Here is a 13,785-nt window from a genome sequence, read left to right as displayed (position 1 = left end):
GCGCAAGTAGCGCCATGAGAATAGCAAACTTATTATTTCACAACTTCACCATCTTACCCCTTCAGTACCAGCCGGAACGTTGTACCGCGGCCTACTTCGCTCCACTTCACAAAGAGTTTGCCCTTGTGGTAGTTCTCGATGATGCGCTTAGCCAAGGCCAACCCTAGGCCCCAGCCGCGTTTTTTGGTGGTGTAGCCCGGCATAAACACCCGGTCGATGCGGCTCTTGGGGATGCCTTTGCCGGTATCGGTGATGTCAATGGCAATAGAGGTTCGGTCACGGACTGGGCGACGCAGGTGCAGCGTGATGCTGCCGCGGCCGTCCATGGCGTCCACTGCGTTTTTGCAAATGTTCTCAATCACCCAATCGAACAGCGGGATGTTGACCAGCGCAGGCGTGTCGGTGGGCAAATCGGTTTTGATTTCAAACACCACTTTCTTAGAAACCCGGCTTTGCAGGTACGAAATGGCGTTCTGAGTGGTGCGCAGGATATTCTCGTGCTTGAGCACCGGCACCGACCCAATATTGCTAAACCGCTCAGTTATAATCTGGAGGCGCCGGATGTCCTTACCCAATTCCTCCACAATCGGCTCATCTTTAAACCGGTCACTTTCACTCAGGTAGCTCTGCCAAGCCATTAGGCTGCTGAGCGGCGTGCCCAACTGGTGCGCGGTTTCTTTGGCCAGCCCCACCCACACCCGGTTCTGCTCGGAGCGCCGCGAGTAACTGAACGCGAAATATGCAATGATGCCCAAGCTGGCTACCACCGCCAGCTGCACCAAGGGGTAGCGCCGCAGTTGCGCCAGCAACGCCGAATCTTTGTAGTAGATAAAGTTTTTCGAAGAGCCTAAGTCGATAACGATGGGCTGATGTTGCAGCTTCATCACCGAAATTTCGCGGCGCAGAAAACTGGTAGCCGCTTTCTCTGAAAGCCCCTTCGGCAGGTTCACGTTTTTAGCATCCACGATGCTGCCGCTGCCATCCACCACCACCACCGGAATCGTTTTGTTGGCCTGGATTATTTCATCCATCAGAAACGACACGTTGGACTGCTCCTCGGTGTTGATTACGTAGCGCAACGTTTTGGCATACAGTGCTATCTGTTGCTGCTCCCGTTCCGATACTCGCTGTACCAGGATGTTGGTATAAATGACGGTAGCCGCCGCAATAAACAGCGCCACCGCTACAATCAGCAGCTTAATGCGGGATTTTTGGTCGTAGATGCCTATCAAAGCAGTGCGAGAGAATTTGTAGCTAAACGCTGGTGGAAGCAACCTAATTGCTCGCTCATACGAGTAGCAGCAATAGAACAGCTAAGCCCGACGAAGATACGGCCTACCCAGGCTACCAAGGTAAAATAGCTGTTTTGCTAGGTTGCCAGCGGCTAAATAATGCATGATTTTAGTTAGGCTACCTTTCGATAATGCCCATTGAAACGCCAGAATCGAAGTTTCAGGAACCGATGAACCTCAGGGTAGTATTCACTGTTTTCATGGTACCAATTTGTGCCGTAATTTTGCCGTCTGCAATTGCAGTTGCCATACGCTATGCCCTACCCGTTTAAGGCCGTCAGTTTGTCCTTCAAGAAAGCGCCGCTGGAAATCCGCGAGCTGATTGCCTTGGACGAAGCCGCCTGCCGCCGCTTCCTGCATACTCTTCATCACGAGCTAAACCTTAGCGACTTGCTGGTGCTCAGCACCTGCAACCGGACTGAGGTGTACTACGCCGCCGAGCAGGACCAGAGCCCCGCCATTATTGAAGCGCTGGGCGAGATGAAGCACCTCACCGACGTCAGCCAGTACTTTCCTTACTTCGACATTCTCCCCACCACCGACGAAGCCGTACAGCACCTTTTCGAGGTAGCAATGGGCCTTGATGCGCAAGTGGTCGGCGACCTGCAAATCAGCAACCAGGTGAAGCAGGCCTATCAGTGGTCGGCGGATGAGGATGCGGCCGGACCGTTTTTGCACCGGCTGCTGCACACCGTATTCTTCACCAACAAGCGCGTGCAGCAGGAAACTTCGTTCCGCGACGGCGCCGCCTCTACCTCGTATGCCGCACTGGAACTGGTAGAGGAACTGACCGCCGACGTAGCCAACCCGCGCGTACTGATTGTGGGCTTGGGTGAAATTGGAGCCGATGTCTGCCGCCACTTCGGCGACAGTAAGTTCTTCACCGACGTAACCATCTGCAACCGCACCCGCTCGAAAGCGGCCATGCTAGCCGGGGAGTGCGGTCTTAAGGTGCTGGACTTCGAGAATCTGGCGCACGGCCTCAAAGACGCCGACATTATCATCTCATCAATCAACGCGGCTACCCCATTCTTCACCCGCGAGCTGGTAGCCAACCTTGATGTGCTGAGCTACAAGTTTTTCATCGACCTGTCGGTGCCGCGTAGCATTGAGGGCGAAGTGGAAACCGTACCAGGCGTGCTGGTCTACAACATCGACGCCATTCAGAGCAAAGCCTCGGCTGCATTGGAGCGCCGCTTAGCTGCCGTGCCGCAGGTGCGTGCCATCATTGCCGAAAGCATTGCCGGCCTCAACGACTGGAGCAAGGAAATGTTGGTGTCGCCTACCATTCAGAAGCTGAAGAACGCCTTGGAGCAGATTCGGCAGGAAGAAATGGACCGTTACCAGAAGAAGATGAGCCCCGAGGAAGCTCGCCGCATGGACGAAATAACCAAGTCGTTGATGCAGAAAGTATTGAAGCACCCGGTAGTACAGCTGAAAGCTGCCTGCAAGCGTGGCGAAGCTGACCACCTCATCGACGTACTAACCGACCTATTCGACCTGGAAAACCAGCCGACAGTAGCTTAAGCTTGCAAAGCCCAAACGCAATACGCCCCTGATACACGATGTATCAGGGGCGTATTGTATTTACAAAGGCCGTAGAGCGAAGCTCCACATTAGCCGCATAAACGAAAAAAGACCGTCAAAAGGCGGTCTTTTCCGGGTGGCACAAGCTGGGGGCTTGTGCTTACATGGTGTCGCAGCACTCTTCCAGCGAGTCGATTACGTCGAGCAGCTTTGGAATTGAGAGCGAATAGTAAATCTTGGTACCTACTTTGAACGAGGAGAGAATGCCCCGGTCTTTCAAAGTAATCAGGTGCTGAGAGGCAATAGCCTGGGGCAAATCGAGGGTGCGGTAGATTTCGGTTACCGTCATCTTCTCCTCTTTGCCCAGCAAGTCCACAATGGCCAGGCGCTTTGGATGAGCTAATACTTTAAGCATGGCAGCTGCCTTATCTACTTTCTTGGATTCTACGCGTGAGAGCAAGGGTTTCATACTAATGTACAACGGTGGCTGAAAAAGAAAAATGCACTTCCGTCAGGAATATTGGTAATACGCTATTTCTGATGGAAAGAGTTCCTATGAACGCAAATGCCCGCAAAAAATTTGGTAGACTCTCTAACGAGCCAGCGACGCGAATTGATTCGTCGGAAGACGAAAGACCCCTCAGCTTCCTTGGGGCTGCTTACATTTGAACATAAAAATTGCGCATTGCTTTTATTCACTCCCTGATTTTTCATGAAAGACCTACTAGCCAAGTTCGAGAACAAGCGTCCGGAAATAGTTTTCGAGTGGAAAGATGCTGAAACAGAGGCCGAAGGCTGGGTGGTTATCAACTCGTTACGGGGCGGCGCGGCCGGCGGCGGCACCCGCATGCGTAAAGGCCTCGACAAGCGCGAAGTGGAAAGCCTAGCCAAAACAATGGAAGTGAAATTCACCGTTTCAGGGCCAGCTATTGGCGGGGCAAAGTCGGGCATCAACTTCGATCCGCAGGACCCGCGCAAACGGGGCGTGCTAGAGCGGTGGTACCGGGCCGTAATTCCGCTGCTGAAAAACTACTACGGCACCGGCGGCGACCTGAACGTGGACGAAATCCACGACGTCATTCCGATTACTGAAGACTACGGCCTCTGGCACCCGCAGGAAGGCATTGTAAACGGCCACTACCGCGCCACCGAGCCCCAGAAGATTCAGAAGCTAGGGCAATTGCGCCAAGGCGTGGTGAAAGTGCTGGAAGACGCCAGCTTCACGCCCGACCTGCGCCGTAAATACACCGTGGCCGACCTAATAACGGGCTACGGCGTGGCCGAGGCCGTGCACCACTACTACGAGCTATGGGGCAGCCGGCAGGTGGCTGGCAAACGGGCCATCATTCAGGGCTGGGGCAATGTGGGCGCAGCGGCAGCTTACTACTTAGCCAGCCAAGGTGCGCGCATCACCGGCATTATCGACCGGGCCGGAGGCTTGCTGAAACCAGAGGGCTTTACGCTGGAAGAAATCCGGGCGCTATTTCTGGGACGGGAAGGCAATACGCTCATGGCCAGTAACTTGCTGCCGTTTGAAGAAATCAACCAACGCATCTGGAATTCGGGAGCCGAAATTTTCATTCCGGCGGCTTCTTCGCGGCTGGTTACGCGCGAGCAAGTAGAGCAGCTGATTGCCGGCGGCCTAGAGGTTATTTCGTGCGGGGCCAACGTGCCGTTCCAAGACCCGGAAATCTTTTTCGGCCCCACTGGCGAGTTTGCCGACAGCCATACTTCGGTAATACCCGATTTTATTGCCAACTGCGGCATGGCGCGGGTGTTTGCCTACCTCATGGAAACCAACGCCGAAATCACCGACCAAGCCATCTTCGCCGATACCTCGCGCGTAATTCGGCAAGCTCTAGCCCGCACCCGCCAACAAGGCGACACCTCCACTGGGCTGGCGCAGAAGTCGTTTGAAATGGCGCTGCGGCAGCTAGTGTAGTAGGTACTTGGGGGCTTAGGGTCTTGGGAGCTTGGCTGAAGTTCTATCTGAACCATGCACCCTTGGTTTCGTTCATTGCCATTGCGAAACCTGCCTTTCTATGCTTCTCATAAAACCGCACAATCCGCGTTAGAAAGAATCAGAATGGTAACCAAGACCTTAAGCTCTCAAGCCTCCAAGCTCCTACCCCTCAATGACCTTCAACGAATTTCTGAACCAGCGTTTTCTGGGCAACAATGTGGAGGCCTACCTGTGGTGCGCAGGTATTCTGCTGTTTGGCTTTGCCTTCAAAACGCTGCTATCTAAGCTGCTGTCCAAGCTTCTGTTTCGGTTTATCCGCAACAAGACCGAAGACGTAGGCGAGCAGCACTTTCAGGATTTGCTGATTCAGCCGCTGTCGGTGGTTATTTTCTTGGTTACCACTTACTTTGCGTTCCAGGTGCTCGATTACCCGGTACGTAGCTCGGAAATAACCCGCAACGAGCCAGCCCTGAAGGTGTTTTTCTTCCGGCTGTATCAATTGGCGGTATTTTCGGGGGTAGGCTGGATTGCCTTGCGCATCATCGACTTTCTGGTGGCGGTGTTCCGTCGGCGGGCCGAGGCCACCCCTTCCCACCTCAACAACCAGCTGATTCCGTTTGCCAAGGATTTGCTGAAGGTGCTGGTCATCACCCTCACTTTCTTAGTAATGCTGAGCCGGGTATTTGGCGTGAATGTAACGGCCCTGATTGGTGGCCTGGGCATTGGGGGATTAGCGGTGGCCTTTGCCGCCAAAGAAAGCCTGGAAAACCTTATTGCCTCGTTCACCATTTTCCTCGACCGCCCTTTTGCCGTGGGCGAGCTAGTGACAGTGGGTGGCATTACGGGCACCGTGGAGAAAGTGGGATTCCGGAGCACGCGCCTGCGCACTGCAGAAAAAAGCTACGTTACGGTGCCCAATAAGAGCATGATTGATAAGCCCCTCGACAACCTCTCGTTGCGCACGGCCCGTCGGGTCAGTTTCACACTCAGCCTCAGCCAGGCTACCACCAGCGAGCAACTCCGCGCCATTGTGCAGGAAAGCCGCACCGCCATCGAAGCCCACGACCTAGTGGATTCTGCCGCTGAGGTGAAGTTCTCGGCCCTTACGCCCACGGCCAAAGAAGTAACCGTGCAGTACTTTGTAAGCACCAACAACTACGACGAGTACCTAAACGTGAAAGAGGATCTGAACTACCGCCTGATTGAAGTGGTAGAGCAGCACGGCGGCCAGTTCGCCAATGCCGGCACCACCATCGTGCAGCTGGCCTCGCCCACCGACAGCCTCGACCCGGCCAATCCTAGCTAAACACCACATACCCGATAAAAAGGAGGAGGCCCCGCATCTGCGGGGCCTCCTCCTTTTTATCGGGTATGTGGTGTCCGTTACCGGCCGCCGAGCAAGCCGCCAAGCAGGCCACCTATCGAGCCGCTACCCCCCAGCAAGCTGCCCAGGCCGCCGCCGCCCGCGCTACGCGGCGCCGAGTTGGGCTGACCACCCAGGCCGCCCAGCACCGACATCAACGAGCCTAAGCCACCGCTACCCATGTGGGAGCCTTGCTGCGGCAGATTGGCTGCACTCTGGTTTCCGCCGCCCAGCACCCCGCTTAGCAAGCCGCCGCCGAGCAGACCACCCAGAAGGCCGCCCATCGAATTGCCCCCCATAGCGCCGCCGAGCAGACCGCCCATCGAGCCACCCATCATACCGCCACCGCTGCTCTGGTTGCGGCCACCCATTACTTTTGAAATCACCATAGGGGCCACTACACCTAACAGGCCAGCCATCAGTGCCCCTTTTGGGATACCTACACTTGAGAGCTTGTCGGTGACGCCACCCAGGAAGCCTTGTTTGGCTGGGTCACTGGCATCGTGCGGTACCTTGGAAGCTTGGTCTACCACCTGCTCTAGCGCTTGCGTCTGTTGCTGATTGATACCCAGATAAGTGGAAATTTTGTTCACCATGGCTTCCTCATCGTTGGAGTACGCACCATCGGCGCGGGCAAAGCTGATGAGGTCGGTAACCAGTGAAAAGCGTAGGTCACTGCCGCGCAGGGTGTCCAGGTTGGCTTGCACGGTTTGGTTGGTCGAGTCTTTGGCGGCGGCCAGCACTTGCTGCGTAGCGCCCCCCGAGAGGCCAGCTTGTTGCGCAAGGGCTTGCAAAAACTCCGTTTCAGCCGCGGAGGCTTCGCGGTCAGCAGAAGCCAAGCTCGCAATTACGCTCAGGTAGGCTGTTTTCTCCGGCTCGGAGTAGTTCTGGAGAAGCTGGTTTTCGTTCATGGTGGAGAGGTTTGGAAGGAAGGGAATACGTAGCTGATGACCTTAACGCACCCACCGCAATTAGGTTAGCCACCACTGTCCGGCCGGCCGCAACCACATGATTCCGAATTGGCTGGACGGGCTCCTGGGGTGGCGTACCGGCTGTTTCCAGTTACCATCAGAACTCGAAATACTCGCCGGTCTGGGGTTGGGCCGCCTTTTTCTCCGGCTTCTTCAGCTCAAATGGCTTGCGTGGCTCCGCCGAGGATGCGGGCCGATTTGGGGCCGCCGGCGCGGCCGTAGCTGGGTTCAGCAAGCCGTCGAGTAAGCCCGGCCGCCGGGCGGGAGCCGGGTTGCCTGCCGCCGGGCCCGCTACCTGTGTCCGGGCCCGGTCGTAGGTTACGCTGAAGTTGTCTTCATCCCCCCTGATGGCCAGCAGCAGACTAGGGCCGGTGCTTCCAGCTGGTGTCACCTTCGAGAGTAAACCCGGCAGAATCGGGATGCTGAGGTGATAGTCCATCTGCTGGTCGAAGGTGTGGGTGCCACTGACGCGAATCAGGGAGGCGGCACGCACATTGGAGCGGATTTCCATTTCCGGCAAATACACTGTGCGGCTCTGGATGTACACCGGCGTAGTAAGCTGCGCGAACCGCAGGTGCCGCAGCCGCTCCCGCCCAGCTATCATCGAAAGCTTTTGCAGGGGCATGAAGTTGTTTAGCTCACCGTTGCGCACTGTCAGTTTCACTTCAGCTTCCAGCTTGTCGGTGAGCGGGTCCAGCGCTTTCGTGAAATACACATCCGACTCAGCCGAGGCCGTGAGGGTACCGCGCAGGTGCCGGTTGGTGATAAACTGCTGGCCGAAGTTTTCAAACACGTAAAACAGGCTGTCGAGCGGCAGCTGCTGGCAGCTAGCACTGGAGCTCAGGTGCAGCAGGTTAGGCTGTCGGGCATCGAGGGTGCCACGGAAACTAGCTCGCCCGCCCGCCGCCGCCACCGACAGCGCCTGCGCACTCAGCACCTGATTGCGTAACCGGAACGTACCCCGTAGCTCTTGCCCCCGAAACCGCCGAAACCGTACCCGCTGCACCCGCGCCTGCACATCCAAAGCCAGCGTAGGCGCCAGCCGAAACGCGTATCCTTGAGAAGCAGAGCCGACCGGGCCAGCCCCACCCGAACCAGCCGACTGCTTGAGACTAAGTAGTTGGTTGAGGTCCAGTAGTCGGGAGTCAAGACTAGCTTCCACCAAAAGTTGCTGCCGGGGCACCAGCAGCCAACCCAAGGCATTGCGTAATGTGCCGCCCATGCGGAAGTCGGAATTTCCAACCCGCCCGGAGAAACTGTTGATGGCTACATCGTTGCGGCGAAGCTGAAAGCTGCCGTTCAGGTTGGTAAAAGGCTGTGCCACGTCGCGGAAACGGAGCTGCACGCCCCGCAACGCCAGCACGCCCGCCGACTGCACCTTGGCCGTGGCCGGGCTGGCCTGAAACTCGCGCAGGTTACCCGCAAACGACACTTGCAGCTGGGCGGTACCACTGCCACTGGGCACGGCCGCCAGCGGATAGAATTGCAATACCCGCGCCACGTCAAAATCGGCTTGTAGGGTTAGGGCCAGGTCGGGGTTTTGGAAGTTCGCGTAACGCAGGCTGCCACTGAAAGGCTTACCGTGCAAGGTGCCCCGCACGTCGCGCAGCTCTAGCTGCGACGTACGCGCCGATTTCAAACTACCATTGCTAAATGTGCCCGTCAGGAATACATGCTCCACCGCCTGTTTGTAGTCAGGGTGGTAAAACGAAGCGTCGCGGCAGCCAAACCGGAAATCCAGGCGCGGATTGGCTGGCCCGGACAACGTACCGCGTACCGTGCCGCCAAAGTACACGTCGCCGTGGCTGCGGTAGGCACTCAGGCGGCGCACCACCCGCGCCGGCAGCAGCGCCAGCACCGACTGCGCATCGGTATTACGTCCGTCCAGCTTCAGGTCGAGGTTGGTGTCCTGGGCGTACCTAATAGTGCCGGCCACGTTGTAGGCCGCCGCCCCCACTTTTAGCTCCGAGGGCTGAATAGTTACCAGCCGGGCGGTGCGGTCTACGCGCAGCTTGGTACTGAGCGCTAGGTCCTTGTTACGGAAGTAAGCATCTGGCCCCAGCTGAATGGCCTCAATGTGCGTGTCGCCGCGGGTTTCGATATCCACCAGCATGTCATTCACATCTAACTGCGCCCTCGCGTCTTTCACCTGCAACGTGTAGCGCTGCCCCCGAAGCTGGTCGTGGTAAGTGGTATGGATGCGGGAGAGCCGGATGTTTTCAAGCCCGAACGCCAGTGGTTTATCAGTAGGCGCTGCAGTGGTGTCATAGCGAATCACCTCGTAGTTGGGGCGACCCTGCTGGTCGTGGCCCACGTATACTTGACCGTCGGCGAGCGTAACGGCCCGGATGCGGTAGTGTCCGCGCCACAAGTCCCAGGCATCGAAGGCACAATAGAGGCGCCGGACGCGAGCCAGCGGTACGGTATCCTGGGGCAGTGAGCCACTCACTACCACGTTGGTCAGCGTGATGGACACCCGCGGAAACTGGTCGAGCAGCGACACTTCCATCTTGCCCACTTTCACCGGCGTGCGCAGGTACTGATTTACTTCCTGCACGAACAGCGCGATGATGCGGTCCTGCCCCAGCCACACGCCCGCTACGGCCCCACCGAGTAGCAAAACTGCCCCGAGCAAAAAATAAAGTACGTAGCGCCGCAGCTTTTTCAATCCGGTAAAATTTCTGACTCTAAAAGAGTTGGGCAAATTTATCTCTCCTCCAAAGAAAATTGTGACTGTAAAGTTCGCACAAAGAGTTGCGTAATCGAAAATGACCCTGCATATTTGCAATCCTAAACGGTGCCGCCTTTTCGGGAGATTAGCTCAGCTGGTTCAGAGCATCTGCCTTACAAGCAGAGGGTCACTGGTTCGAACCCAGTATCTCCCACCTTTATAGTGCCAACCGCTAGCGGTTGTCCTTTTTTGTTTTCTGGCTTTTCCGGGTTTCTTCGTGGCTGGAAGTTCTATTGCTTTCCCTCCTACCCTTTTCGGTTAAGCTCGTTCTATGCCCGCTTCTCACTCACTTCGCAGGCGCAGCGTAGCGGTATTCTTTAGCTTGCTACTTGGGGTGGGCCTATTGCTAGTGCGGGACTACGGCGTATCGTGGGATGAGCCAAACAACCACCTCAACGGCTTGGTTAACTTGAAATACGTGGCGAGCCTAGTGCTTTCGGCCGAGCAGATGCAGCGTTTCCCGGCCGCCGCTACTACCCCCGACATCCGCAACTTTCCGGATGCGCACCACGGCCCGGTATTCGAAGTTTCGGCTATCCTGCTCAGCTACCTCTTCACCGACCACGACTCCCGGTCATACTACCTAATGCGTCACTCGCTGATATTCAGCATATTCGTGCTGGGCGTGTGGGCGCTGTACCAGATTGGGGCGCAAAGGTTCCGGGACTGGCGTTGGGGCTTGCTGGGGGCCGGGCTGCTTGTGCTTTCGCCCCGGTTCTTCGTGGAAGCTTCCTACAACGGCAAAGACGTGGTGTACCTGGCGTTTTTTGCGTTGGCTATGCTCACGCTGCTACGTCTGCTGGCCCAGCCAAGCTGGCAACGTGTGGTGCTGCACGGGCTAGCAACTGCGCTGGCGGTGGACGTGCGGGTGCAAGGCTTACAACTGGTGCTGTTCACCCTAATAGGCCTGTTGCTGGAACTGCGTTTCAACGCCGCTACTGTGCTGCCTTGGCGCCGTTTCAGGCAGATAGGAAGCATCTATGCCGGCACGGTAGCGGTAGGCGTGGTGGCGGGCTGGCCGTATCTTTGGGCCTGGAGCGTGCCGGAGCTGCTGGCCGTGGCTTCCCATGCGGTGCGGTACCCCTGGGGCTTTACCAATTTCTACTTGGGCCAGCATCTGCTTACTATCCAGCTACCCTGGCATTACGTTCCGGTCTGGATGCTGGTCACTATTCCGGTGCCTTACTCGGTGGCGGCTGGCCTGGGTCTGCTGGCAGCACTGCGTACGTGGTGGCGGACAGGCATTAGCGGTTACCTGCGCACGGCGGCGGGCCGTCTGGATGTGCTGTTGGCCTTGTGGCTACTGGCGCCCTTGGCCGTTGTCATGACCACGCATACAGTGGTGTACGAAGGCTGGCGCCACCTCTACTACATCTATCCGGCGCTGGTGCTGTGGGCAGTACGTGGGTGCCAGCTGGTGGTGCAACAGGCCCAGCAACCCGGCCGCCAAGTACTGGCACTGGCCATGCTGGGGCTGGCGACACTCGAAACAGCTCACACGGCCGTACGCATGGTCCAAATGCACCCGCACGCCAACGTTTATTTCAGCTTTTTGCCGGGCTCGATAGCCGAGCGTTTGTTTGAGCGCGACTATTGGTGCCTATCCTATCGGCAGGGTCTGGAATGGGTGCTGGCGCACGATTCGGCTCCGACGGTAACGGTAAATGCGTTCTGGCATTACCCGCTCTACAACAACACCCTGATTTTGAAACCAGAGCAGCGCGCCCGGCTCCGCTATACTCCTGATAGCACCGCACGCTACTACCTAGCCGGTTACCGCTGGCACCCGCAGTCCTACCTCGATTCGTTGGGGACAGAAGTGCACGTTATTCGGGCGGGCGGCGTGAAGGTGCTGTCGGTATTCAGGCAGGATCCTAATAAGCCTGCTCGCAACGTACACCCGCCAGTGAATAGCATTGACCCTCAAACTGTTTCGCCAGCTTATCGACTCTGGTGAGCATCTGCCTACACTGGCTACTCAGGGCTTACCGGTAGAAAACCGTAATCTTTGGGACGCTTTTTCTGTTTGCCAGCCATACCCTTTTCTTCGCCGCTTTCATGCCTCTGCTCGAAGTTACCACGCCCGCCCTGGTCCGGCAGTTCCTGGACCTGCCCTCGCGCATCTACCGCAACCATCCCAACTGGATTTCGCCCCTCGACCACGAAATAGAAGTGGTATTCGACCCGAAGCGGAATCCTAACCTAGCCACTGGTGACGTTATTCGCTGGATTCTGACCGATGCTACCGGAGCAACCATTGGCCGGGTGGCGGCTTTCGTGAACCCAGCTACCGCCCACGCCGATGCCACGCTGCCTACCGGGGGCATGGGTTTCTTTGAGTGCATTGACGACCAACAGGCCGCCGACACGCTGTTTGAGGCTTGCCGGAACTGGCTGCTGGCGCAAGGAATGGAGGCTATGGATGGGCCCATCAATTTTGGGGAGCGGGACCGGTTTTGGGGCTTGCTGGTTTCGGGCTTCACCGAGCCTAACTACGGTATGTTCTACCACCCGCCGTATTATCAGCAGCTGTTCGAGAACTACGGGTTTCAGCTGTATTTCAAGCAGTACACCTGCCACCGCGACGTAGCCATGCAACTGCACCCTAGCTTCAGCAACGCGGCGGTGCGGTACGCCGAGCAATATCCAACCTTTCAGTTTCGGCACGCCAACAAGCGCAAGGCCGAGAAGCTAGCCCGTGATTTTCACCACGTGTACAATCTGGCGTGGGCCAACCACAGCGGCATTGCGGCTATGTCGCTGGAAAAGGCGCGGGATTTGGTGAAGCAGATGAAGCCAGTGCTAGATGAGCGGCTACTTTGGTTTGCGTACCACAACGATGAACCCGTAGCCTTCTTTGTGAGCCTGCCCGAGCTAAACCAAATTTTCAAGCACGTCGGCCGCAATTTCAACCTCTGGAACAAGCTGCGCTTTCTGTGGGAAAAGCGGAAATACGAGCAGCGCACCGACAAGAAGCTGTTCGGCGTCATTTTCGGGGTGGTACCGGAGTGGCAGGGCAAGGGCGTAGAAAGTGCCCTGATGGTGCACGCCCGCGCCCAATTCATGCAGGCCGGCTATTCGGAAATCGAAATGAACTGGATTGGCGACTTCAACCCACGGATGCTGGCTCTAACTCGCTCTATCGGGGCCCGCATCTACAAAACGCACGTCACCTACCGTTTCCTCTTCGACCGGGAACGGCCCTTCGAGCGCAGCCCTATCATTAGGTGAAATTGTGAAGTGGTGAAATCGTGAGTTGCATCTTCAACCTGCGCAATCCATGTAAGCGGTAACATTAGAACAGCAAACTCACGATTTCACCACTTCACAATTTCACCATGTAGCGCCAGCACTTGCGGGATAAGTAGGTGTTGGTCGTCGTTGTGAATGACGTGGTTGGCACGCTGCACTTTTTCCTCCTCGCTCATCTGCTTGCCGATGATGGCCAGGATATCGTCGGGGGTGCGGTGCGGGTCGCGGCGCAACACGCGGGCTTGGCGCACCTCTTGGGGCGCAAACACGGTGATAATTTGGTCGAGTTGCCGGTACGCGCCTGACTCGTACAGCAGCGCGGCTTCTTTGAGGATATACGAGTATCCGGCGGTTTGCTGGGCCGTCGACCACACCTCGAAGTCGCGCCCGACGGCGGGGTGCACCAAGGTATTAAGGCGGGCAAGTTGAGCAGGTTCGGCAAAAGCCACCCGCGCCAAGTACACTCGGTCGAGTTGGCCTCCTTCATTAAAGGTCTGGGGTCCGAAGGCGGCCGTTAGCTGGTCGCGCAGCTGCGCGTCGTGGCCCATCAGCCACTTGGCTCGCGCGTCGGAATCATAGATGGGTGTACCCAACACCTGGAACAGGCGGCAAACGATGCTCTTACCCGACCCGATTCCGCCCGTAATTCCGATGCGCATCATATTCGTGTTGGCTTTACGTTATTG

Annotated in this window: 10 protein-coding genes and 1 tRNA gene; 6 read left to right on the top strand and 5 right to left on the bottom strand. The window is 57.1% G+C overall.

The genetic code is table 11. From position 1 onward, the window contains the following. Positions 1-53: 53 nt before the first annotated feature. Positions 54-1,232, bottom strand: a complete 1,179-nt coding sequence (locus tag G536_RS0122270; RefSeq protein ID WP_022825819.1) for an ATP-binding protein — start codon at positions 1,230-1,232, stop codon at positions 54-56. Between the two features lie 315 nt (positions 1,233-1,547). On the opposite strand from G536_RS0122270, the gene hemA reads away from it, so the two are divergent. Beyond that, positions 1,548-2,819, top strand: coding sequence for a glutamyl-tRNA reductase (gene hemA / locus G536_RS0122265; RefSeq protein WP_022825818.1), 1,272 nt, complete (start codon positions 1,548-1,550; stop codon positions 2,817-2,819). Positions 2,820-2,979: 160 nt separating this feature from the next. Here the strand turns inward: hemA and G536_RS0122260 are convergent, their stop codons facing one another. After that, the gene (locus G536_RS0122260; protein ID WP_242582784.1) at positions 2,980-3,234 is read right to left on the bottom strand and encodes an ArsR/SmtB family transcription factor; all 255 of its coding nucleotides are present in this window, start codon (positions 3,232-3,234) and stop codon (positions 2,980-2,982) included. Between the two features lie 297 nt (positions 3,235-3,531). On the opposite strand from G536_RS0122260, the gene G536_RS0122255 reads away from it, so the two are divergent. Both G536_RS0122255 and G536_RS0122250 read left to right on the top strand, forming a co-directional pair. Next, the gene (locus G536_RS0122255; protein ID WP_022825816.1) at positions 3,532-4,761 is read left to right on the top strand and encodes a Glu/Leu/Phe/Val dehydrogenase dimerization domain-containing protein; all 1,230 of its coding nucleotides are present in this window, start codon (positions 3,532-3,534) and stop codon (positions 4,759-4,761) included. A gap of 193 nt (positions 4,762-4,954) precedes the next feature. Beyond that, the gene (locus G536_RS0122250) at positions 4,955-6,088 is read left to right on the top strand and encodes a mechanosensitive ion channel family protein (RefSeq protein WP_022825815.1); all 1,134 of its coding nucleotides are present in this window, start codon (positions 4,955-4,957) and stop codon (positions 6,086-6,088) included. A 77-nt stretch (positions 6,089-6,165) separates the two neighbouring features. On the opposite strand, the gene G536_RS0122245 is transcribed toward G536_RS0122250, so the two are convergent. Together G536_RS0122245 and G536_RS0122240 are read right to left on the bottom strand one after the other, a co-directional pair. Then, on the bottom strand, positions 6,166-7,056 hold the full coding sequence (locus G536_RS0122245) for a TerB family tellurite resistance protein (RefSeq protein WP_022825814.1): 891 nt from the start codon (positions 7,054-7,056) through the stop codon (positions 6,166-6,168). A 157-nt stretch (positions 7,057-7,213) separates the two neighbouring features. Beyond that, on the bottom strand, positions 7,214-9,784 hold the full coding sequence (locus tag G536_RS0122240; protein WP_022825813.1) for an AsmA-like C-terminal region-containing protein: 2,571 nt from the start codon (positions 9,782-9,784) through the stop codon (positions 7,214-7,216). 142 nt (positions 9,785-9,926) lie between these two features. Here G536_RS0122240 and G536_RS0122235 point away from each other — a divergent pair. The 3 genes from G536_RS0122235 to G536_RS0122225 all read left to right on the top strand — a co-directional run bounded on the left by G536_RS0122235 (position 9,927) and on the right by G536_RS0122225 (position 13,078). Then, a tRNA-Val gene (locus G536_RS0122235) sits at positions 9,927-10,001 on the top strand. Between the two features lie 117 nt (positions 10,002-10,118). Continuing rightward, positions 10,119-11,804 (top strand): glycosyltransferase family 39 protein, encoded by a 1,686-nt coding sequence (locus tag G536_RS0122230; protein WP_157530852.1) that lies wholly within the window; start codon positions 10,119-10,121, stop codon positions 11,802-11,804. A 101-nt stretch (positions 11,805-11,905) separates the two neighbouring features. After that, entirely contained in the window at positions 11,906-13,078 is a 1,173-nt protein-coding gene (locus tag G536_RS0122225) for a GNAT family N-acetyltransferase (protein WP_022825811.1), read from the top strand. 86 nt (positions 13,079-13,164) lie between these two features. On the opposite strand, the gene coaE is transcribed toward G536_RS0122225, so the two are convergent. Beyond that, positions 13,165-13,761 carry a dephospho-CoA kinase gene (gene coaE / locus G536_RS0122220; protein ID WP_022825810.1) on the bottom strand — a complete coding sequence of 199 codons (597 nt, stop codon included), beginning with the start codon at positions 13,759-13,761 and terminating at the stop codon, positions 13,165-13,167. Between the last annotated feature and the right edge of the window lie 24 nt (positions 13,762-13,785).

The organism is Hymenobacter norwichensis DSM 15439, assembly GCF_000420705.1.
Lineage (GTDB): Bacteria > Bacteroidota > Bacteroidia > Cytophagales > Hymenobacteraceae > Hymenobacter > Hymenobacter norwichensis.
The sequence above is the reverse complement of the archived record's forward strand: the minus strand, read 5'-3'. Positions and strand labels throughout refer to the sequence as shown.

Coding starts and splice junctions, on each gene's coding strand:
- hemA (WP_022825818.1), top strand. CDS start 1,548: ATGCCCTACCCGTTTAAGGCCGTCAGTTTGTCCTTCAAGAAAGCGCCG.
- G536_RS0122260 (WP_242582784.1), bottom strand. CDS start 3,234: ATGCTTAAAGTATTAGCTCATCCAAAGCGCCTGGCCATTGTGGACTTG.
- G536_RS0122255 (WP_022825816.1), top strand. CDS start 3,532: ATGAAAGACCTACTAGCCAAGTTCGAGAACAAGCGTCCGGAAATAGTT.
- G536_RS0122250 (WP_022825815.1), top strand. CDS start 4,955: ATGACCTTCAACGAATTTCTGAACCAGCGTTTTCTGGGCAACAATGTG.
- G536_RS0122245 (WP_022825814.1), bottom strand. CDS start 7,056: ATGAACGAAAACCAGCTTCTCCAGAACTACTCCGAGCCGGAGAAAACA.
- G536_RS0122230 (WP_157530852.1), top strand. CDS start 10,119: ATGCCCGCTTCTCACTCACTTCGCAGGCGCAGCGTAGCGGTATTCTTT.
- G536_RS0122225 (WP_022825811.1), top strand. CDS start 11,906: ATGCCTCTGCTCGAAGTTACCACGCCCGCCCTGGTCCGGCAGTTCCTG.
- coaE (WP_022825810.1), bottom strand. CDS start 13,761: ATGATGCGCATCGGAATTACGGGCGGAATCGGGTCGGGTAAGAGCATC.